Annotated in this window: 16 protein-coding genes, 4 rRNA genes and 1 riboswitch; of the genes, 3 read left to right on the top strand and 17 right to left on the bottom strand. The window is 33.6% G+C overall.

The annotated features are described in order from the left end of the window. Window positions 1-68: 68 nt before the first annotated feature. A complete protein-coding gene (locus P4S50_RS00985; RefSeq protein WP_277732643.1) occupies window positions 69-1385 on the bottom strand; it encodes a Na+/H+ antiporter NhaC family protein in 1317 nt (438 codons plus the stop codon). Window positions 1386-1545: 160 nt separating this feature from the next. Beyond that, a riboswitch (SAM riboswitch) is annotated at window positions 1546-1655 on the bottom strand. Window positions 1656-1720: 65 nt separating this feature from the next. Then, window positions 1721-2089, bottom strand: a complete 369-nt coding sequence (locus tag P4S50_RS00980; protein ID WP_277732642.1) for an FMN-binding protein — start codon at window positions 2087-2089, stop codon at window positions 1721-1723. A gap of 512 nt (window positions 2090-2601) precedes the next feature. Here P4S50_RS00980 and P4S50_RS00975 point away from each other — a divergent pair. Next, entirely contained in the window at window positions 2602-3510 is a 909-nt protein-coding gene (locus P4S50_RS00975; protein ID WP_277732641.1) for a helix-turn-helix transcriptional regulator, read from the top strand. 76 nt (window positions 3511-3586) lie between these two features. Next, entirely contained in the window at window positions 3587-4213 is a 627-nt protein-coding gene (locus P4S50_RS00970; protein ID WP_277732640.1) for a GyrI-like domain-containing protein, read from the top strand. A gap of 330 nt (window positions 4214-4543) precedes the next feature. Here P4S50_RS00970 and uvrA read toward each other — a convergent pair whose 3' ends face one another. The 10 genes from uvrA to P4S50_RS00920 all read right to left on the bottom strand — a co-directional run bounded on the left by uvrA (window position 4544) and on the right by P4S50_RS00920 (window position 16718). Further along, entirely contained in the window at window positions 4544-7375 is a 2832-nt protein-coding gene (gene uvrA / locus P4S50_RS00965) for an excinuclease ABC subunit UvrA (RefSeq protein WP_277734642.1), read from the bottom strand. Between the two features lies 1 nt (window position 7376). Further along, window positions 7377-9347, bottom strand: a complete 1971-nt coding sequence (uvrB, locus tag P4S50_RS00960) for an excinuclease ABC subunit UvrB (RefSeq protein ID WP_277732639.1) — start codon at window positions 9345-9347, stop codon at window positions 7377-7379. Window positions 9348-9638: 291 nt separating this feature from the next. After that, window positions 9639-10160, bottom strand: a complete 522-nt coding sequence (locus tag P4S50_RS00955; protein ID WP_277732638.1) for a hypothetical protein — start codon at window positions 10158-10160, stop codon at window positions 9639-9641. Window positions 10161-10344: 184 nt separating this feature from the next. Further along, window positions 10345-10656 (bottom strand): YbjQ family protein, encoded by a 312-nt coding sequence (locus tag P4S50_RS00950; RefSeq protein ID WP_277732637.1) that lies wholly within the window; start codon window positions 10654-10656, stop codon window positions 10345-10347. Then, entirely contained in the window at window positions 10637-10852 is a 216-nt protein-coding gene (locus P4S50_RS00945) for a hypothetical protein (RefSeq protein ID WP_277732636.1), read from the bottom strand. Before P4S50_RS00945 ends, P4S50_RS00950 begins: the two co-directional genes overlap by 20 nt. 199 nt (window positions 10853-11051) lie before the next feature. After that, on the bottom strand, window positions 11052-11315 hold the full coding sequence (locus P4S50_RS00940; RefSeq protein ID WP_277732635.1) for a hypothetical protein: 264 nt from the start codon (window positions 11313-11315) through the stop codon (window positions 11052-11054). A 560-nt stretch (window positions 11316-11875) separates the two neighbouring features. Next, window positions 11876-11992, bottom strand: a 5S ribosomal RNA gene (rrf, locus tag P4S50_RS00935). A gap of 36 nt (window positions 11993-12028) precedes the next feature. After that, window positions 12029-12145, bottom strand: a 5S ribosomal RNA gene (gene rrf / locus P4S50_RS00930). Between the two features lie 51 nt (window positions 12146-12196). After that, window positions 12197-15115: ribosomal RNA gene (locus P4S50_RS00925) — 23S ribosomal RNA — on the bottom strand. An 86-nt stretch (window positions 15116-15201) separates the two neighbouring features. Further along, window positions 15202-16718 (bottom strand): 16S ribosomal RNA (locus tag P4S50_RS00920). Together the 16S, 23S and 5S rRNA genes form the textbook arrangement of a ribosomal RNA operon. Before the next feature lie 407 nt (window positions 16719-17125). Between P4S50_RS00920 and P4S50_RS00915 the strand changes: the two genes are divergently transcribed. Then, window positions 17126-17338, top strand: a complete 213-nt coding sequence (locus P4S50_RS00915) for a hypothetical protein (RefSeq protein WP_277732634.1) — start codon at window positions 17126-17128, stop codon at window positions 17336-17338. 144 nt (window positions 17339-17482) lie between these two features. Here the strand turns inward: P4S50_RS00915 and P4S50_RS00910 are convergent, their stop codons facing one another. The 5 genes from P4S50_RS00910 to ftsE all read right to left on the bottom strand — a co-directional run bounded on the left by P4S50_RS00910 (window position 17483) and on the right by ftsE (window position 21727). After that, on the bottom strand, window positions 17483-17611 hold the full coding sequence (locus tag P4S50_RS00910; RefSeq protein ID WP_277732633.1) for a hypothetical protein: 129 nt from the start codon (window positions 17609-17611) through the stop codon (window positions 17483-17485). Between the two features lie 30 nt (window positions 17612-17641). Continuing rightward, window positions 17642-18793, bottom strand: coding sequence for a S41 family peptidase (locus P4S50_RS00905; RefSeq protein WP_277732632.1), 1152 nt, complete (start codon window positions 18791-18793; stop codon window positions 17642-17644). 225 nt (window positions 18794-19018) lie between these two features. After that, window positions 19019-20140, bottom strand: coding sequence for a murein hydrolase activator EnvC family protein (locus tag P4S50_RS00900; RefSeq protein ID WP_277732631.1), 1122 nt, complete (start codon window positions 20138-20140; stop codon window positions 19019-19021). Window positions 20141-20163: 23 nt separating this feature from the next. Further along, complete coding sequence (gene ftsX, locus P4S50_RS00895; protein WP_277732630.1) at window positions 20164-21051, bottom strand: permease-like cell division protein FtsX; 888 nt, start codon at window positions 21049-21051, stop codon at window positions 20164-20166. After that, window positions 21044-21727 (bottom strand): cell division ATP-binding protein FtsE, encoded by a 684-nt coding sequence (gene ftsE, locus P4S50_RS00890; protein WP_277732629.1) that lies wholly within the window; start codon window positions 21725-21727, stop codon window positions 21044-21046. The genes ftsX and ftsE overlap by 8 nt, the downstream gene beginning before the upstream one ends. Between the last annotated feature and the right edge of the window lie 276 nt (window positions 21728-22003).

Below are 22003 nucleotides of genomic sequence, written 5' to 3'. Positions count from 1 at the left end.
TCCTATAGAGTAAAAAAAGTCTACCTCTAGATATCTAAAGGTAGACTTTCTAATTTATATATTTTTTTCTAACTTACAACTTCACTTGCTTTTTTAGCTTTAGCTTCAAGATTTGGATATCCAAATGATATTGCTATTATTCCAAATGCAAATATTAATATCGGATAGTGTAAATACTTCATTATAGCTAAAGGTGATATAGATGCAAGACCTGCTGCTATCAATATTTGTGCTCCGTATGGAATTAGACCTTGGCAAGATGCTGCAAATATATCTAATATACTAGCACTTCTTCTTGGGTCTATATCATATTCTGCTGCTATATCTTTTGCTATAGGACCTGCCATAACTATTGCTATAGTATTATTAGCAGTACATATATCTACAATACTTACAATAGCTGCTATTCCAAATTCTGCACCCTTTTTTGTCTTTATTCTGCTTCTTATAAACTCTAGTATAAACTGTATTCCTCCATTAAACTTTATAAGCTCTACTACTCCACCAACTATTATAGCTATCATAGCTAAGTCTTCCATTCCAGAAATTCCAGTGGCTACAGCCTGTATAAATCCAAATACTCCAAATGATTTATAATAAAGACCTACAGCTCCTGCAAATAAAATACCTCCGCCTAGTATTATAAATACATTAACACCAAATAGAGCTGCTACTAATACAGATAAGTACGGTAATACCTTAACTATCTCATAAGTATATTCAGTATCTAAAGTAAGTTGATTTCCCGATGTTATAACACCTAAAATTACTGCAGTTATAATAGCTGCTGGTAAAGTTATAATAAAGTTAACTTTAAATTTATCTCTCATTTCACAACCTTGAGTTCTAATAGCTGCAATAGTAGTATCTGAAATCATAGATAAATTGTCTCCAAACATTCCACCACCAACTACTGCTCCAAGTGCTAATCCAACTGGTATTGATAACTTTTCTGCAACTCCTATAGCAATTGGTGCAAGTGCTACTATAGTTCCTACAGACGTTCCCATTGAAAAAGATATAAAACATGCAATAACGAATAATCCAACTATTAATAAATTTTCAGGTAGAATAGATAAACTTAAATTTACAGTAGCATCTACTCCTCCCATTTCTTTTGCTACATTTCCAAATGCTCCAGCTAATATAAATATAATTGCCATAAGTATAATATTACTATCTCCCGCACCTTTACAAAACACATCTATCTTATTAGATATACTCTCTTTTGGATTCATAAATAAAGCTACAGCTGCTGATATTAAAAAAGCTACAATAACAGGCATCTTATAAAAATCATTAGTTATAATTCCTGATCCAATAAAAATAATTAAAAACACTGCCAAAGGCAATAACGCCCAAGGATTTCCTGACTTTTTGTTCATAGTATACACTCCCTCGCTAAATTAGTATGGTACATTACTAAAGCGATTTAGATATTACTTTTTTTATACATTATTTATTTAGCTTTCTCATAAATCACAATAAAAAAAGTCTTCCCTAAATCGAGAAGACTCTAATAGCACAACTTAAACTATCATCATCTTCTCATCTCTCAAAGCTATAAGCTTTGTTGGACTTGGCACCTTTTCAAACCGCGTTTGATGGTTGCCGAGACTTCATAGGGCCATTCCCTCCGTCTCTCTTGATAAGAAGTAAAAAAATTATTTAATTTTCTTATTAGTTAATAATACATTCATATTGTTAATTTGTCAAGAAATTATTTTTGAGAATTTTCAAGTGCATTCTGTATAGCATCCGTTATACCTTTAGTTGTCTTGGTTGCACCCGATACATTATCTACGTTATAATCTTCATTTTCCAATATCTCTTTCTTTATATTCTCAAATGCTTTGTCTGCATATCCGGCAGTATCATTTTGAGAAACCATTTTTATATCTGTTATTTTGTCATCCTCTAAAGTTACTTCAACCTTTATGGTAGAATCTTTACCTTTTCCTTCTCCTATGTAAGTTCCATTTTTATATGTACTTTCTTCATTCATAATGCTAACTTCCTTAGATGCACAACCTGTTGCAAATAATGAAGTTATTATTGCAAACAAGCATATTGATTTAAGTCTTTTCATGATATTTCTCCTTATTATTGATAATAATTTTCATATAATCAATATTATCAATTTAAGTTTATGTTGTCAATAGAGTTATTAGTATTATAAATAATAAAACATTCCTAATAATTAAAATAGAATTTATGTGAGTTATCAAAAACTATCTATGAAAATACCGTGAATACAACAATATTTTGAATACAACTAAGCTTTTATCTTATTAATAATTCTAAAATTTTCGAACTCCCTACGCTCAGACACGCAAATTTCTTAACGTATTATTAAACGCTAAAAACTAAGTTATATTAGTCAAAATATCTAAAAGCATTCACTAACATTTTCATAGATAATTTTAATAGTACGTATTCTCTCATAAGGTTAGATAACTCTATCTCTCAAAATAATTGCAAATCTAGTTCTTTAATCAATATTATCTACAATTTTAAATTTATATGATTTTTTAGAAATAAAAAATCATGTAGATAGTAAATCTGGATAGTATAATTGGTATAATATTATTGGGTGATAATATGCAAATAGATAGACTATTTAAGATCATATTTATATTATTAAATAAAGATACAGTTACAGCAAAAGAGCTTTCTGAACGCTTTGAAGTTTCAACAAGAACTATATATAGAGATATAGATAAGTTAAGTTCAGCAGGTATACCTATATATACTAGTAAAGGTAGTGGTGGTGGTATTAGTTTACTTGATAATTTCACTTTAAATAAATCTCTTATTTCAGAAAATGAACAAAATGAAATATTGCTAGGACTTGAAAGCTTAAAATTAGCGAAATATCCGAATATAGAAAGTCTAATCAGTAAATTAAATGCAGTATTTAAAAGTCCCAATAATTATAACTGGATTGATATAGATTTTTCTCATTGGGGTAGCGAAAAAGATGAACATCAAAAGTTTACCGATATTAAATCAGGAATAATAAATCACAATATAATTATATTTGAATATATAAGTTCTTATGGAAAGAAAACTTTTAGACGTGTTGAACCATTACGATTAGTTTTCAAATCGAAAACATGGTATTTACAAGCCTTTTGTACAATTAAGCAAGATTTTCGTACATTTAGAATTTCACGTATGAAAAAAATCAAAGTTATAAATGAAACATTTGAACGAATACTTCCTGATGATTTTCCAATAGGATACGCAACAGCAGAATGTAATTTGATAGTAACACTAAAGCTCAGATTTAACCAGCAGATGGAGTATAGAGTTTATGATGAATTTGATGAGAATTATATTACCAAAAATAACGATGGTAGTTTTAATATAGAAGTGTCTTTTCCTGAAAATGAATGGGTGTATGGATATATAATGTCATTTGGATACTTTGTTGAGGTACTTGAACCTAAGCATATCAGAGATATTATAAAAGATAGATTAAACAAAGCTATAGAACAATATAACTAATAATTTAAATATGACATACTGTTGTCATATACTATATATTATACTCCTAATATACCACATTTAAGGAGGAATAAAGATGAAATATGAATGGAGAAAGCAAGCTAAAGAATTATATTTACCAAAAAACAAACCTGAAATTGTTACTGTCCCAAGCTTTAAATTCTTTATGATTGATGGAAAAGGCAATCCTAATAGTGAAGATTTTTCTGAAGCAATTGGAGTATTATATTCCTTATCTTATGCCTTAAAAATGTTACCTAAAAAAGGCATAATCCCAGATGGATATTTTGATTATACTGTATTTCCACTTGAAGGTATTTGGGATTTAGCTGAAGAAGCAAGAACATTGGATACGCTAGATAAAAGCAAATTAATTTATACAATTATGATAAGACAACCCGACTTTGTAACTGATGATTTAGCACAGGAAGTTATTGAAATTGTAAAAAAGAAGAAACCTCATCCCTTACTTGATAAAGTAAAATTTAATACTTCTGACGATGGTCTTTGTATTCAAATGCTACATTTAGGCTCTTATGACGATGAACCTCAAACTTTTTCAATTATGGAAAATTACTGTGAACAGAATAACTTAAAGCGAAGTTCTAAAATTCATAGAGAGATTTATATTTCCGATGCTAGAAAAACTCAACCTGATAAACTTAAAACCGTATTGAGATTTAAAATTGAACACGATAAATAAGTATTAAATTTTAAAAGAAATTTTTTATTTTTTCTTATTTATTTTTAGTATAAGTAAAATTATGTTGATAGCTAGTGCTGAAATTGAAATTACCAAAGTCGAACTCATCAATATACCTCCTAATTAATAATTCACTTTACTTTTTCAGTTTATTTCTATTACTAATTATATGCAAGTTTTATGCAGATTTAAAAATGACGCGGATTGAAATGTTAGCTACTTTTAATTAATAGTTTTATTAAAATATTAATTAAGTAGCGGTATTTCAATTCGCGTCATTTTTTGCTTAAGCACTAATATGCTTATTAATTTGTGACTTTAAAATATAAATTAAAAATACTTCTTTAAAAACATTCCAGTATAGGACTTTTCATTATTTGCAACATCCTCAGGTGTACCAGTAGCAACTATCATTCCTCCACCATCTCCACCTTCTGGACCTAAATCTATTATATAATCAGAAGTCTTTATAACATCTAAATTATGCTCTATTACTACAACTGAATTTCCTGCATCTACTAATTTCTGAAGAACCTTAATAAGCTTATCTACATCTGCTATATGAAGACCTGTTGTTGGTTCATCTAGTATATACAATGTTTTTCCAGTAGATCTCTTGCTAAGCTCTGTTGCTAGCTTTATCCTTTGTGCTTCTCCACCTGATAATTGAGTAGATGGTTGTCCTAGTTTTATATAAGAAAGTCCTACATCCATAAGAGTTTGAAGCTTTCTTTTTATCTTAGGTATATTCTCAAAGAATTCTAGTGCCTCTTCAATGTTCATATCAAGAACATCTGATATTGTCTTATCTTTATACTTAACATCTAGAGTTTCTCTATTATATCTTTCTCCCTTGCATACCTCACATTGAACGTATACATCAGGTAAGAAATGCATCTCTATTTTTATAATTCCATCACCTTTACAAGCTTCACATCGTCCACCTTTTACATTAAAGCTAAATCTACCTTTTTTGTAACCTCTGGCCTTTGCTTCATTAGTCATTGCAAATACATCTCTTATCATATCAAATACCCCTGTATATGTAGCAGGATTTGACCTTGGAGTTCTTCCTATAGGAGATTGATCTATATCTATTACTTTGTCTACATTATCTATACCAAGTATTTCTTTGTGCTTTCCAGGTTTTGTTCTTAAATTTTGAGTCTTAGCTGCAACTCCTTTGTATAAAATCTCATTTATTAATGAACTCTTACCAGATCCTGATACTCCTGTTATACAAGTGAATAATCCAAGAGGTATTTTAACATCTATATTTTTAAGATTGTTTTCACTTGCTTTTTTGATTTCTATATATCTACCATCTGGTTCTCTAAGTTTTTCAGGAATAGATATTTCTTGTTTTCCACTAAGATATTGGCCTGTTATAGATTCTTCACACTCTTTTATTTCATCAACAGTTCCTTGTGCAACTATTTCTCCTCCATGCACTCCAGCACCAGGACCTATGTCAACTACATAGTCCGCTGCGAACATAGTATCTTCATCGTGTTCAACTACTATAAGTGTGTTTCCTATATCCGTTAAATGTCTTAGTGTCTTTATAAGCCTGTCATTATCTCTTTGATGTAGACCAATACTCGGCTCATCTAGTACATAAAGTACTCCAACTAATGCAGATCCTATTTGAGTTGCAAGCCTTATTCTTTGAGCCTCTCCTCCTGATAGCGTTCCTGCTTGTCTCGATAAGTTTAAGTAATTAAGTCCTACATTTTGTAAAAAAGATGTTCTATTTTTTATCTCTTTTAATATCTCTGATGCTATTATCTGCTGTTTTTGAGTTAAATCTATATTATTTATAAAATCAAGTAGTTCATTTATAGACATATCAGTTATATCTGTTATATTTTTATTGTTTATAAGAACAGATAAACTTTCCTTTTTTAGTCTTCCACCTTTACATGTACGACAAGGGCTTTCTACCATAAACTGTTCTATCTTGTCTCTCATATATTCTGAAGTCGTCTCTTTATATCTTCTCTCTAAATTATTTATAACTCCTTCAAAATTTGATTGATAAGTTCTATATCCTCCAAATTTTGATTCATATTCAAATTCTACTAAAGTATTACTATTTCCATATAGTAATTCTTCTACAAAATCCTCTGGTAATTCTTTAAATGGAACTTCTAATGATACACCAAATTTTGATGCAAGGCTTTCTACCATCTTATAATAATAAGTATCTTCGCTTCCAGCTCCGCCTACCGAAAACCAAGGAGCTATAGCACCTTTTTTGATGGATAAATCTTTATTAGGTACAACTAAATCCTTATCAACTTTTTTCATATTTCCAAGTCCATTACAACTTGTACAAGCTCCAAATGGACTATTAAAAGAAAACATTCTGGGAGAAAGTTCTTCTATTCCTATACCATGTTCAGGGCATGTGAACTTAGTAGAAAACATCATTTCTTTATCTCCTACAAGGTCAATAATAACAAGACCTTCAGAAAGCTTAATAGCCGTTTCTACCGAGTCGCTAAGTCTATTTTTTATATCTTCTTTTATTATTATCCTATCTACTACAACCTCTATATTATGTTTTTTATTCTTGTTTAAATCTATTTCATCTGTAACCTCGTAACTTTCACCATCTACTTTAATTCTTACAAATCCCTCTTTTTTTATTCTCTCAATTACCTTTTCATGTTTTCCCTTTTTACCTCTAATAACAGGAGATAATATTTGTATTTTAGTTCTATCTGGAAGTTCTAATACCTTGTCCACTATTTCTTGAACTGTCATCTGGCTTATCTTTTGATTACATATAGGACAGTGCGGCTCTCCTACTCTTGCAAATAATAATCTTAAATAATCGTATATTTCAGTTACTGTTCCAACTGTAGATCTAGGATTTTTTGAAGTAGTCTTTTGATCTATTGATATAGCAGGCGACAATCCCTCTATATAATCAACATTCGGCTTTTCCATTTGACCTAAGAATTGTCTAGCATAAGCAGATAAACTCTCTACATATCTTCTTTGACCCTCTGCATATATAGTATCAAATGCAAGAGATGATTTTCCAGAGCCTGAAAGTCCTGTAAATACTATAAACTTATTTCTTGGAATAGTTATATCTATATCTTTCAGATTATGTTCTCTTGCTCCTTTTATTACGATATTTTTATTTTCCATATTATTTTTCAATCCTTTCCTCAAGCTCAACTATCTTGTCTCTTAAACTAGCAGCTCTTTCAAATTGAAGATTTTTTGCAGCTTCCATCATTTCATCTTTAAGCCTATTAATATTTTCCTTTAGTTCATCTTTATCTATATTTTTACTTATTCCATATGCAACTTCCTCATCAGCTACCTGAGTTGCCTCTATTACATTCTTTATTTCTTTATTTATACTTTGAGGGATTATATTATTTTCCTCATTATATTTTTGTTGTAACTCTCTTCTTCTATTAGTTTCATTTATAGCACTCTCCATGGATCTTGTTATTTTATCTGCATACATTATAACTCTACCATTTTTATTTCTTGCAGCTCTTCCTACCGTCTGTATAAGAGATGTTTCCGATCTTAAAAATCCTTCTTTATCAGCATCCAGTATTGCAACTAAGGACACCTCTGGAATGTCTAATCCTTCTCTTAAAAGATTTATTCCTACTAACACATCAAATTTACCGATTCTTAAATCTCTTATAATCTCAGTTCTTTCTAGTGTTTCTATATCTGAATGCAAATATTTAACCTTAATTCCAGCATTCTTTAAATAATCAGTTAAATCTTCTGACATTCTCTTTGTAAGTGTTGTAACTAATACTCTCTCTTTTTTAGAAACTGTATCGTTTATCTCACCTAATAAATTATCTATTTGATTAGTTATAGGTCTTACATCTATTTCAGGATCTAAGAGTCCTGTAGGTCTTATAATCTGTTCTGTAAACTCGGTAGAATTTTGAATTTCATAAGGACCTGGTGTTGCTGATACAAATAGCATCTGATTTATATTTTCCTCAAATTCACCAAAATTCAAAGGTCTATTATCGTAAGCTGATGGAAGTCTAAATCCATTTTCTATTAATGACTCTTTTCTAGATCTATCCCCACCATACATACCTCTTACTTGTGGTACTGTAACGTGTGATTCATCAACTATTATAAGGTAATCATCAGGAAAAAAGTCCATTAATGTATATGGTTTTTCTCCTTCTTTTCTTCCTGTTATATGTCTTGAATAGTTCTCTATACCTTGACAAAATCCAATTTCCTTTAACATCTCTATATCATAGTTAGTTCTTTGTTCAATTCTTTGCGCCTCTAGTAGTTTCTCATTTTCTTTGAAATATTTTACTCTATCCTGTAGTTCATCCTCTATATTTATTAAAGCTTTTTCCAGCCTTTCAGGGTTTGTTGCATAATGAGATGCTGGAAATATAGCTATATGATTTCTAGTACCTATTATTTCTCCTGTTATATAATTAATCTCTGTTATTCTTTCTATTTCATCTCCAAAAAATTCTATTCTAATTCCTGTATCATCTGAATTAGCAGGCATTATTTCTATAATATCTCCTCTTACTCTAAATGTTCCTCTTTCAAAGTTAATATCATTTCTTTCATATTGTATACTTACTAATTCCTTTATAACCTCATCTCTATCCCTTTCCATACCAGGTCTTAAAGATATCATAAGCTCCTTATAATCCTTAGGATCTCCAAGTCCATATATACAAGATACAGAAGATATTATTATTACATCTTTTCTTTCAAGTATTGCTGCTGTTGCAGAATGTCGTAGCTTATCTATCTCATCATTAACAGATGCATCTTTTTCTATATAAGTATCTGTATGAGCAACATAAGCCTCTGGCTGATAGTGATTGTAATAACTAACAAAATACTCAACTGCATTATTTGGAAAGAAATCCTTAAACTCACTGTATAATTGAGCTGCTAAGGTCTTATTATGAGCCATAATAAGTGTTGGTTTTTGAACCTTCTCTATTACATTTGCCATTGTAAAAGTCTTACCCGATCCTGTAACTCCCAATAAACTCGTAAACTTATTATTGTTGTTTATTGAATTTACGATTTGCTCTATAGCCTGTGGCTGATCCCCAGTAGGCTTAAACTTAGACTCTATCTTAAATTCCACAAAACCACCTCTTTTTTTCGAACATTAGTTCTTATATCATATGTAAATTATACATTTAAATTTTTTTAAATTCAACACTCTATATTAATATACCTAAATATACTAGATTTAATCAGCATTAAATTGCATAAAAAGATTTACTTTAATAAGTTTTAATCCAAAAATAAAGGGCATTAAAATACCGCTAATGTCGCAAATATTTTAATGCCTTTATTTTTTAGTATCCATGTTAAATTTGAAATAGATTTAAATGTATACTATTTTCAAAACATCCAACTTAGTTTATTTATTCTATTTTCTATTATCTATATACTTTGTTCTATTAAAATGTATTTTCCTTGCATCTTCTTCACCTCTTAGTACTCCAGAAGATATAAATACAACTGCATCTTTATAAAATGATGGATGTGCATACGTTATCGAACTTGTATATTCATATTTTCTCTTTGAATATATCTCATATTTCAATGTAGCATCATATACTTCAACTATGTTCTTAAACGAACCTTTACTATATAATTTTGCTAAGACCTTCATATCTACTTTATGTTCTACTTCTCTGCTTTTTTTATTTTTTATTTCATAAGTATACTCTATCCATCTATAAATGTAATCTTTACTTCCTTCTTTTGAATTCCTAATTTTTTCTAGTTCTTTATTATATTTAGTTTTATTATCTATATTAGAAGACTTATTATAAATTATATTTTTGTATTTAAACTCATCTTCAATGTAATCTTTAGCAATAATATTATTATTTGAAATAATATTCATAAATATAATTATTAAAATACCTATATATATTTTTTTCACGTAATCTCAACTCCCCTTAGATTCTAAGTATATCATTTTTATTTATTTCCAGAATAAAAAAAAAGACTTCCATGGGGGGTAGAAGTCTTTTTTGGGGGAGATTGAGTTAACTTGTTTTACAAGCTTAGTTATATAATGGCCATGATTTATATTTTTTATACATCTATTTTTAAATTTTTTTACTTTATTTAAATTTAACTGCTGTTCCAACAACCAAAATTTCAGCTGCCCCATCCATAATATTACTTGTTGAATATCTAATATTTATTACTCCATCAGCTCCAAGATTTTCAGCTTCATCAACCATTCTTTTAACAGCAATTTTGCGAGCCTCATCAAGCATCTCTTTATATGCTGTAAGTTCTCCTCCAACAATCGTTTTTAATCCGCTTAAAATATCCTTTCCTATATGCTTAGACCTTATAGTTGAACCCTTAACAACCTCTAACGTTTCAATTTCTTTTCCAGTTATAAAATCAGTATTTACTAATATCATCTTTATCTTCCTCCTTAATTTCTCTAATTCTTTGATTTATTGTGAAGATCATTGCACCAACCAAAACCATAACAATGATTCCAATAACTATACTAGATACCATAGTGTTTATCCCATATCCTATAAGTAAAAAATATAAACAAATAGCTACAATTCCTAAACTACCACATATTATGGGAGCAATAAACTTTTTCATTAATATATTCTCCTTTCACTATATATTTTATCCAGAAGCTAAAAATTCACCCAGAGTAAAAACATTTTAATTAAGTTTAGCTTTATAAGATTATTTTATTATAGCATATAGTAACTTATATTATTTTTATGTATTAAAAACTTAATAATTTTTATTCCAATTCTCTATTTTAATCGCAAAATTTAACCTTAAAAATTTTTTATGATAAAACCAATGTAACTATCATAATAAAATAATATAAATATCCTATTCTTTCATTTTTAGCAAACACTTCTCTCGTCCCAAGTAACCCAAAACCTATTATACTCATTATATCTGGTATATTCATTAAGATAAAAACCGATTCACTCCCTAAGTTTTTTCTATTCAAAAATCGTATAATTCCTACTATAATTAAACCTACTCCACATACTATTATGCCTAAGTTGTATACCCACCAATTCTCATTTTTATAATCTAACATATTTCATACACCTCCATACGAAACATTATATGTTAAATCGTAGCATGATAATTCACCTTCATTATATGCACCAGCTTTATTGATGCTTAAATATTTTTCTTATTTTAACTCTTCGAGTAGTTACGTAATATTTTTTTCTTACAGCGTTAACTTTATTTTTTATTCTCATACTTTCTATTAAAATAAATGCTAAAAAATGAGGCTTATTAAAATGTTAGCTACTTTTGAGTTATTATTTTTTCATATCTCAAACTTTTCAAGTAGACATGTAAGATTTTTATTATAAACACCAACTTTATTGATATATTTACATACTAAAAAAGATGGTTGTTTAAATGTTAGTGAATCTTTTAAATAGATTTCAATACAACTTGTGTTCTACCGTTTAAATATGCGTTAAAAAATTTCTTATGTCTGAGCCTTAGCGAGTTTAAGAAATTTTAGTATATTTAATAAGGTATAACATTTAGTTTTATAAATCTATTTAATGAATTCACGGTATTTAAATAACCATCTTTTTTGTCTATTCATCCAATAAAAAAACGCATAAAAAAAAGATTACGTGGCTACGTCCTACTCTCCCAGGGGGCTGCCCCCCAAGTACCATCGGCGCTAAAGAGCTTAACTTCTGTGTTCGGAATGGGAACAGGTGTATCCTCTTTGCTATAATAACCACATAATCTTATTCTTTTGTTTAATTTCTTAAAGAAATCACGTGGCTACGTCTTACTCTCCCAGGGGGCTGCCCCCCAAGTACCATCAGCGCTAAAGAGCTTAACTTCTGTGTTCGGAATGGGAACAGGTGTATCCTCTTTGCTATAATAACCACATGTTTTTTTAAGTTGAAAGTTAATACTTTCAAAATTGACCAGATTTAAAATTTGGTTAAGTCCTCGATCTATTAGTATTCATCAGCTGAACTCATTACTGAGCTTACACCTTGAACCTATCAACCAGGTAGTCTTCCTGGGATCTTACTCATAAAGATGGGAAATCTTATCTTGAGGTTGGCTTCGCGCTTAGATGCTTTCAGCGCTTATCCATTCCATACATAGCTACCCAGCTATGCCACTGGCGTGACAACTGGTGCACCAGAGGTATGTCCATCCCGGTCCTCTCGTACTAAGGACAGCTCCTCTCAAATTTCCTACGCCTGCGACGGATAGGGACCGAACTGTCTCACGACGTTCTGAACCCAGCTCGCGTACCACTTTAATGGGCGAACAGCCCAACCCTTGGGACCTACTACAGCCCCAGGATGTGATGAGCCGACATCGAGGTGCCAAACCTCCCCGTCGATGTGGACTCTTGGGGGAGATAAGCCTGTTATCCCCAGGGTAGCTTTTATCCGTTGAGCGATGGCCCTTCCACGCGGAACCACCGGATCACTAAGCCCGACTTTCGTCCTTGCTCGACCTGTATGTCTTGCAATCAAGCTCCCTTTTGCCTTTGCACTCTTCGCACGATTTCCGACCGTGCTGAGGGAACCTTTGGGCGCCTCCGTTACATTTTGGGAGGCGACCGCCCCAGTCAAACTGTCCACCTGACAGTGTCCCAAGACCAGATTCATGGTCTATGGTTAGAATCTCAATATTACAAGGGTGGTATCCCAAGGGTGACTCCACGAAAACTGGCGTTCTCGTATCTCAGTCTCCCACCTATCCTGTACATGTAATATCGAAATCCAATGCCAGGCTACAGTAAAGCTCCATGGGGTCTTTCCGTCCTGTCGCAGGTATCCGGCATCTTCACCGGAATTACAATTTCACCGAGTCTTTTGTTGAGACAGTGCCCAAATCGTTACGCCTTTCGTGCGGGTCGGAACTTACCCGACAAGGAATTTCGCTACCTTAGGACCGTTATAGTTACGGCCGCCGTTTACTGGGGCTTAAGTTCAATGCTTCGACTTGCGTCTAACACATCCCCTTAACCTTCCAGCACCGGGCAGGCGTCAGCTCCTATACATCGTCTTTCGACTTAGCAGAAACCTATGTTTTTGGTAAACAGTCGCTTGGGCCTATTCTCTGCGGCCTCTTCGGGCATACACCCTAATGAGGCACCCCTTATCCCTAAGTTACGGGGTCATTTTGCCGAGTTCCTTAACAAAAGTTCTCTCGCTAGCCTTAGAATTCTCTTCTCACCCACCTGTGTCGGTTTGCGGTACGGGTACCTTTAATCTCAGTAGAGGCTTTTCTTGACAGCATGAAATCGACTACTTCGCTACTTAATTTCGCTCCCCATCACACCTCAGAATTGCACCGACGGATTTGCCTATCAGTGCTCCCTTAATGCTTGGACCTACATCCAATAGTAGGATAGCCTATCCTTCTGTGTCACCCCATTCTTCAAACGATTATCGGTAGTACAGGAATCTCAACCTGTTGTCCATCACCTACGCCTTTCGGCCTCGGCTTAGGTCCCGACTAACCCTGAGCGGACGAACCTTCCTCAGGAAACCTTGGGTTTTCGGCCCGTAGGATTCTCACCTACGTCTCGCTACTCATGCCAACATTCTCTCTTCACTGCAGTCCACTAGTCCTTCCGGTCTAGCTTCAACCCGCAGTGAATGCTCCCCTACCCATTGACAAAGTCAATGCCGTAGCTTCGGTAGTAAGTTTTAGCCCCGATAATTTTCGGCGCAGGATCACTCGACCAGTGAGCTATTACGCACTCTTTGAATGAATGGCTGCTTCTAAGCCAACATCCTGGTTGTCTGTGCAATCCCACATCCTTTACCACTTAACTTACATTTAGGGACCTTAGCTGACGGTCTGGGCTGTTTCCCTCTCGACTATGAATCTTATCACCCACAGTCTGACTCCCAAGCAAAAGATAAAGGCATTCGGAGTTTGATAGTCTTCGGTAACCCATAGGGCCCCTAGGACATTCAGTGCTCTACCTCCTCATCTCTAAGCTTGAGGCTAGCCCTAAAGCTATTTCGGGGAGAACCAGCTATCTCCGAGCTCGATTGGAATTTCACCTCTACCCACAGCTCATCCCCGCACTTTTCAACGTGCGTGGGTTCGGACCTCCACGAAATTTTACTTTCGCTTCATCCTGGCCATGGGTAGGTCGCTCGGTTTCGGGTCTACGACAAGTAACTGAATCGCCCAGTTAAGACTCGCTTTCGCTACGGCTCCAGACCCTAAGTCCTTAACCTTGCTACTTATCGTAACTCGTTGGCCCGTTCTACAAAAAGTACGTGGTCACACTAATAATGTGCTCCCACAGCTTGTAGGCATAGGGTTTCAGGTTCTATTTCACTCCCCTTCCGGGGTTCTTTTCACCTTTCCCTCACGGTACTATACGCTATCGGTCACCAAGGAGTATTTAGCCTTGGGGGGTGGTCCCCCCAGCTTCCCACAGGGTTTCACGTGTCCCGTGGTACTCTGGAGTACGCTTGATGGTCTTCTCGTTTAATCTACAGGACTATTACCTTCTACGGTGGGTCTTTCCAAACCTCTTCGACTACAATACCTCCATCTTAATAAGCATATCCGCAACCCCTATGAAGAAAACTTCATAGGTTTGGGCTAATCCCCTTTCGCTCGCCGCTACTCAGGGAATCGATTTTTCTTTCTCCTCCTCGGGGTACTTAGATGTTTCAGTTCCCCCGGTTCCCCTCCTTAGACTATGAATTCATCTAAGGATACCTAGACATTACTCTAGGTGGGTTTCCCCATTCGGAAATCTCCGGATCAAAGATTGCTTGCATCTCCCCGAAGCTTATCGCAGCTTACCACGTCCTTCATCGGCTCTTGGTGCCAAGGCATCCGCCCTACGCCCTTAATAACTTAACCTAAATTTATTTAAATCTGTTCAATTTTCAAAGTACTATTTTGAGGAATAAACCCTCAAAATTAAACAGTAGGTTATTTCTCCTTAGAAAGGAGGTGATCCAGCCGCACCTTCCGATACGGCTACCTTGTTACGACTTCACCCCAGTCATTGATTTCACCTTCGGCAGATTCCTCCTTGCGGTTGGATATCTGACTTCGGGCGCCCCCAACTTCCGTGGTGTGACGGGCGGTGTGTACAAGACCCGGGAACGCATTCACCGCGACATTCTGATTCGCGATTACTAGTAACTCCAGCTTCATGCAGGCGAGTTTCAGCCTGCAATCCGAACTGAGACTAGCTTTAAGAGATTAGCTTGACCTCGCGGTTTCGCAACTCTCTGTACTAGCCATTGTAGCACGTGTGTAGCCCTAAGCATAAGGGGCATGATGATTTGACGTCATCCCCACCTTCCTCCGAGTTATCCTCGGCAGTCTCTCTAGAGTGCCCATCCGAAATGCTGGCAACTAAAGATAAGGGTTGCGCTCGTTGCGGGACTTAACCCAACATCTCACGACACGAGCTGACGACAACCATGCACCACCTGTCACCTCAGTCCCCGAAGGGAAAGCTTCGATTAAGAAGCGGTCTGAGGGATGTCAAGCTTAGGTAAGGTTCTTCGCGTTGCTTCGAATTAAACCACATGCTCCGCTACTTGTGCGGGTCCCCGTCAATTCCTTTGAGTTTCACTCTTGCGAGCGTACTCCCCAGGCGGAGTGCTTAATGCGTTAGCTGCGGCACCGAGGGGGGTAACCCCCGACACCTAGCACTCATCGTTTACGGCGTGGACTACCAGGGTATCTAATCCTGTTCGCTCCCCACGCTTTCGTGCCTCAGCGTCAGTTACAGTCCAGAGAGCCGCCTTCGCAACTGGTATTCCTCCTAATATCTACGCATTTCACCGCTACACTAGGAATTCTACTCTCCTCTCCTGCACTCAAGCCCTACAGTTTCAAAAGCTTACTACGGTTGAGCCGTAGCCTTTCACTTCTGACTTGCAGGGCCGCCTACGCACCCTTTACGCCCAGTTATTCCGGATAACGCTTGCCCCCTACGTATTACCGCGGCTGCTGGCACGTAGTTAGCCGGGGCTTCCTCCTAAGGTACCGTCATTATCTTCCCTTAGGACAGAGCTTTACGACCCGAAGGCCTTCATCGCTCACGCGGCGTTGCTGCATCAGGGTTTCCCCCATTGTGCAATATTCCCCACTGCTGCCTCCCGTAGGAGTCTGGACCGTGTCTCAGTTCCAGTGTGGCCGATCACCCTCTCAGGTCGGCTACCCATCGTCGCCTTGGTAAGCTTTTACCTCACCAACTAGCTAATGGGACGCGGGTCCATCCTACACCGATAAAATCTTTGACATTTTTAAGATGCCTTAAAAATGTATTATCTCGTATTAGCATATCTTTCGATATGTTATCCGTGTGTATAGGGCAGGTTACCCACGCGTTACTCACCCGTCCGCCGCTAAGATTAAGAAGCAAGCTTCTTAATCTCCGCTCGACTTGCATGTGTTAGGCACGCCGCCAGCGTTCATCCTGAGCCAGGATCAAACTCTTAAATAAAAGTTTGTCAGTACTCAGTAACTGACTTTATGTGTTGTTTCCGAAAATCACTGTTTGTGATTTATTTATAACCTACTGTTTAATTTTCAAAGTTCATTTTGTGTTTCGTGTTTGCCTCGTTGTCGAGGACAAGTAATAATATATCACCATTCGACATATTCGTCAACACTTTTTTTAAAGTTTTTTATAATAAATAGATAATTATATTCTTCTTTGAGTCGTGAATAAATATAATTTTCGTTATGAGTTTAAAAAAGTTTATATCTAAGATTGTTTTAAATAAGAACTTTTTTATTATTTTATTTTTTTTAATTAGTCACCTTTTAAGTAACTCTAAACATAGTATATCTTAGAAAAACATTTTTATTCATTAAATTTAATTTTTTTGTTATTTAAGGAGGATTTTTATGTTTGACAATGATTTTGGCAGAAAAAAAATAGATAAATTTGCTTATGTATATCATAAAAACGGATTTAATTATCTCGCTTTTATAAAAAAAGATGATAAGAACTATTACTATCTATGTAGATGGGATCCTTGCTCTAGACAATGGTCTTATAGAGAAGTAAAAAAAGATAATATAAAACATGTAGAATACTTCAAACCTAATCCATGCTAAAATTCGTCTACTCGCTAACGCGGTGACTCATATCGCCAACGATCCCTATGGGCTCCGTTGCTCAAAAATAGTTGCAGATATAGTTTTTTCAATAAATTATTTTTAAAACAAAATATCATACCTTCTATAAAGCTTAAAATTCGTCTACTCGCTAACGCGGTGACTCATATCGTCAACAAGTCCTAACATACTCTGTTGATCAAAAATAGTTACTAATTCAATTCTTTTATCAATATTATGTACAGATTCAAAATTATATAATTCCCTATTCATTAGAAAAAGGCTGCTAATAGCAGCCTTTTTCTATTTAATCTTTTTCTTTATATTCTCTATTGCTGTTGGAAGTTGTTCATCTACATCTTCTACTACAATATCTGGTGTTATTCCCTTACCATGTATATACTCTCCATTTGGAGTAAAGTATTGAGATACTGTAAGCTTAAATCCAGATCCATCATTAAGAGATCTTACACTTTGAACTAATCCTTTTCCAAATGTTGTAGTTCCTATTAATACTCCCTCTTTATTATCTCTGACAGCTCCTGATAGTATTTCAGACGCAGAAGCTGATCCTTTATTCACAAGCACAGCAAGAGGTACATCTATCTTATTTTTATCAGACTTTAAGTATTTTGTTTTTCCTTTTCTATCTTTCGTATAAACTATAGTTCCTTCACCAATTAATTGATCAGTTATTTCTTGACATTGATCTAGTAATCCACCTGGATTATCTCTTAAATCTAAGATCAATCCTGTTATATTTTTAGCTTGTAATTCTTCTAACTGACCCTTAAACTCGTCTGCAGTCTTTTCATCAAATGTAGTTATTCTTATATACCCTATGTTATCTTCTAACACTTCAGATTTTACAGTCTTTAATCTTATTTCTTGTCTTTTTATTTTCATGTCTATTGTTTCTTTGCCATTTCTTAAAATAGTTATTTCTACTTCTGTTCCAGCTTTTCCCTTCATAATAGATATAGCTTTATCCATCTCTTTTGCTGTAACATCTTTTCCGTTCACTTTTATTATTTTATCTTCACTTTTTATACCAGCCTTAAATCCCGGTGAATCTTCAATAGGAGATACTACTGTTATGTATCCGTCTTCTCCAGGAGTTATAATAACCCCTATTCCACTATAAGAACCTTCAGTATATTGCATAAAGCTTTCAAACTCTTTTTTATTCATATACTGTGAATATGGATCATCAAGCCCCTCAAACAATCCTTTTATAGATCCATCAACTAGATTCTGTTCATCTACATCTGTATAATAATTATCTTCTATGACTTGTTCCAAAGAATACAGCTTATTATACTTTTTGTATTCGTTAAATGCTTCTTTTGAAACTAATACCTTATCTCCGAATGCAAGTTCTATATTCATAGTTAGTATAGAACTTATTAAAACTAATGCAACCCCCCATACAACAGCTTTTTTTCTAGATATCATAAAATGCATCTCCTTTTAATTAATCTGTATATATTATATGTTTAATTACCTTTTTATATAACGAATAGACACTATATTTACATTATCTAAAAGCTAAAAGTTCTAAAACTCCATCCTATTTAAGGATGGAGTTAAGAACTTAACAGCTTTTAGATTATCTTCCGCTCAATGTAATAGGAATATAATTTCCTTAATCATAAAAAAATATTTGAATTAAGTTTCTCTTTATTTTGATTTAAGCATAGGTAGTGGATTTACATACTTTCCATTCTTTCTAACCTCAAAGTGACAATGTGGACCAGTAGATCTTCCAGTAGACCCAGCCTTTGCTATAGATTGTCCTCTTTTTACTGTCTGTCCAGTTTTAACTAGAAGCTTTGAATTATGTCCGTATAAAGTGACTATTCCACCTCCATGGTCTATCATAACGGCATTACCATATCCACCTAGCCATCCAGAAGATATTACTTTGCCATCATTTGCAGCAACTATATTCGCTCCCATTGGGGCTCCTATATCAAGTCCCGTATGCAACTTTCTAGTTTTTAAAGTTGGGTGAATTCTATATCCAAAATAAGAAGTTATTCTGCTATATCCTGGTGCTGGCCATCCCATTTCTCCTCCAACATACGATCCTTTAGATTGTTTTTTTAGTATTTCAGCTTCTAAAGATTTTGCATATCTATTTAAAGCATCTATATTTGCTTCAAGCTTTTTAGCATCCTTTTGTAGGTCACTTTTTAAAGCTGTCTGTTTATTTTTACTAGCTACAAGTCTTGATTTTTCTACTTCTATACTACTTTTTAAAGAAATTATTTCTTTTTCTTTCTTTTTAAGTACTTCTCTTTTTGCTTCTATTTCTTTTTTATTATGTGATAATTGTGTAAGCAATTCTTTATCACTTTTTACTATTTTCTTTATCATGTCCAAATTAGATAATAATTCATTCATATCTTTTGAACTAAGTATAACTTCTATATAACTCATATCAGAAGTTTTATACATAACATTTATTCTTTCGCCTAATAGATCCTCTTTTATTCCTATTTCATTTTCTAATTTTCCTATTTCTGCGCTAGTACTCTTTATTTTTGATTGTGCTTTATTTAAATCTGATTGAGCTTTATTTATTTTTTGTTGAGTATTGCTTATCTTATAGCCTAATTCTTCAATATTATCATTTACCTTAGCTTGATTCTTTTTATTTTCATTTAAAGCCTTTTGTATATTTTGTTTACTTTTTTTAGTATCTTTAAGCTTTTGCTCATCACTTTTAGTTGCAGCAAATACATTAAATGAAGTAATAGTTATTATAATAATGCATATCCATGCTATTTTTTTATTCATTCTAACATCCCACCTCACTAGTTTTAGACATTTAAGTATCTTCTAAGTGAAATAATACTTCCTATTATCCCAACTCCAATTCCCATTACTATAGATATATTCATCAAAATACTCATAATACCTGTCACAGGTAGTATATATCCTGAAAAAATAGAGTATGCCGGTAGATCTAATTTCGAATAAAAATAGTCATATCCAAAATAAGTAATTGCAAGAGATATTAATGCTCCTATTAATCCTAAAACCATTCCTTCTATTATAAAAGGCCATCTTATAAACCAATCCGTAGCTCCAACATATTTCATTATGTTTATCTCTTTTCTTCTTCCATGTAATGCTAACTTTATTGTATTTGAAATTATAAAAAGCGATACTAAAGCTAGGATTGCTATTATAAATAATCCAGATATCTTAACTATATTAGATATCTTTATAACTTTTTCTACAACGTCGTCATAATATTTAACTTCTTGTATACCATAAAATTTTTTAACCTGATTTGCTATTTGCTCTGTATTTTCGATATTGCTAACTTCTATTATAAATGAGTTATCAAGTGGATTGTCTATTCCTTCTAAAAGATATGCATCCTCTCCCCATCTTTTTTTCAATTTATTTAAGGCATCCTGTTTTGATTCAAACTCTACATTCTGTACTCCATCTATTTGATTTAGTTTTTTTTCAAGATCAAATATAAGTTGTGATGTCATATCCTCTTTTAAATAAACTTGTACGTTGTCAAATTGCCCTTCAACCATAGTTGTAAAGTTGTTTATATTTATTACTACACTGAATATTATACTAAGTACGAATAAAGCTGCTGAAACAGACCCTATAGATACAATCGACATAGTAGGATTTCTAAGTATTCCTTTCAATCCTTCTTTTATATTATAAATAATGCTATTCATAATCGTAGCTTCCCCTTTCCTCATCCTTTATAACTATACCTTTTTTAAGAGCAATAACTCTCTTTTTCATTCTGTCAACTAAATCACTAGCATGAGTTGCCATTATTATAGTAGTTCCTCTTCTATTGATATCAGTTATAATATTCATTATTTCATTTGCAGTTTGAGGATCTAAATTACCAGTTGGCTCATCTGCAATTATTATCGAAGGATTATTAACTATAGCTCTTGCTATACTAACTCTTTGCTGTTCTCCACCTGATAATTCCGAAGGGTATGACTTTGCTTTTTCACTAAGCCCTACCATTCCTAAAACAAAGGGAACTCTTCTTCTTATATTTTTATTACTTTGACCTATTATCTCCATGGCAAAAGCCACATTCTCATAAACTGTTTTATTCGGAAGCAATCTAAAATCCTGAAAAACAATACCTATGCTTCTTCTATACTTAGGAATCTTTCTCTTTGGAATTTTACATATATCTTTTCCACTTACCTTTATTGTCCCACTAGTTACATCCTCTTCCTTCAAAAGCGCCTTTATAAAAGTAGATTTACCTGCTCCAGATGAACCTACTAAAAACACAAATTCTCCTTTATCAATCTTCAAATTTATATTAAAAAGTGCTAATTTACCATTTTTATAACTTTTACTAACGTCTTTGAATTCTATCACCTGCACCAACTCCATCCAAAATTTTGACTTTAACTTCTCTATTATATCAATAAATAAGATAAAACTCCAATTCAGATGTTGAAATAAGCCAAATTTAGAACTTTAGATGTACAAAAAATTCGTCTACTCGCTAACGCGGTGACTCATGTCGCCAACGATCCTTACAGGCTCCGTTGCTCAAAAATAGTTGTAAGCGCAGTACTTTCAGCAATATTACCAACAGAACAAAAATTTTATAATCCCTTAGTATAAAAAAATTCGTCTACTCGCTAACGC

Origin of the sequence: Tepidibacter hydrothermalis (genome assembly GCF_029542625.1) — a bacterium.
Classification (GTDB): Bacteria; Bacillota; Clostridia; order Peptostreptococcales; family Peptostreptococcaceae; genus Tepidibacter_A; species Tepidibacter_A hydrothermalis.
This window is presented reverse-complemented; position numbering and strand designations above follow the sequence as displayed.

Excerpts from the sequence above, each read along its gene's own strand:
- P4S50_RS00980 (WP_277732642.1), bottom strand. The coding sequence starts at position 2,089 with ATGAAAAGACTTAAATCAATATGCTTGTTTGCAATAATAACTTCATTA.
- P4S50_RS00910 (WP_277732633.1), bottom strand. The coding sequence starts at position 17,611 with ATGAATAGGGAATTATATAATTTTGAATCTGTACATAATATTGATAAA.
- P4S50_RS00945 (WP_277732636.1), bottom strand. The coding sequence starts at position 10,852 with ATGAAAAAGTTTATTGCTCCCATAATATGTGGTAGTTTAGGAATTGTA.
- P4S50_RS00900 (WP_277732631.1), bottom strand. The coding sequence starts at position 20,140 with ATGAATAAAAAAATAGCATGGATATGCATTATTATAATAACTATTACT.
- P4S50_RS00970 (WP_277732640.1), top strand. The coding sequence starts at position 3,587 with ATGAAATATGAATGGAGAAAGCAAGCTAAAGAATTATATTTACCAAAA.
- P4S50_RS00985 (WP_277732643.1), bottom strand. The coding sequence starts at position 1,385 with ATGAACAAAAAGTCAGGAAATCCTTGGGCGTTATTGCCTTTGGCAGTG.
- ftsX (WP_277732630.1), bottom strand. The coding sequence starts at position 21,051 with ATGAATAGCATTATTTATAATATAAAAGAAGGATTGAAAGGAATACTT.
- P4S50_RS00915 (WP_277732634.1), top strand. The coding sequence starts at position 17,126 with ATGTTTGACAATGATTTTGGCAGAAAAAAAATAGATAAATTTGCTTAT.
- P4S50_RS00940 (WP_277732635.1), bottom strand. The coding sequence starts at position 11,315 with ATGTTAGATTATAAAAATGAGAATTGGTGGGTATACAACTTAGGCATA.
- P4S50_RS00975 (WP_277732641.1), top strand. The coding sequence starts at position 2,602 with ATGCAAATAGATAGACTATTTAAGATCATATTTATATTATTAAATAAA.
- uvrA (WP_277734642.1), bottom strand. The coding sequence starts at position 7,375 with ATGGAAAATAAAAATATCGTAATAAAAGGAGCAAGAGAACATAATCTG.
- P4S50_RS00905 (WP_277732632.1), bottom strand. The coding sequence starts at position 18,793 with ATGATATCTAGAAAAAAAGCTGTTGTATGGGGGGTTGCATTAGTTTTA.
- P4S50_RS00950 (WP_277732637.1), bottom strand. The coding sequence starts at position 10,656 with ATGATATTAGTAAATACTGATTTTATAACTGGAAAAGAAATTGAAACG.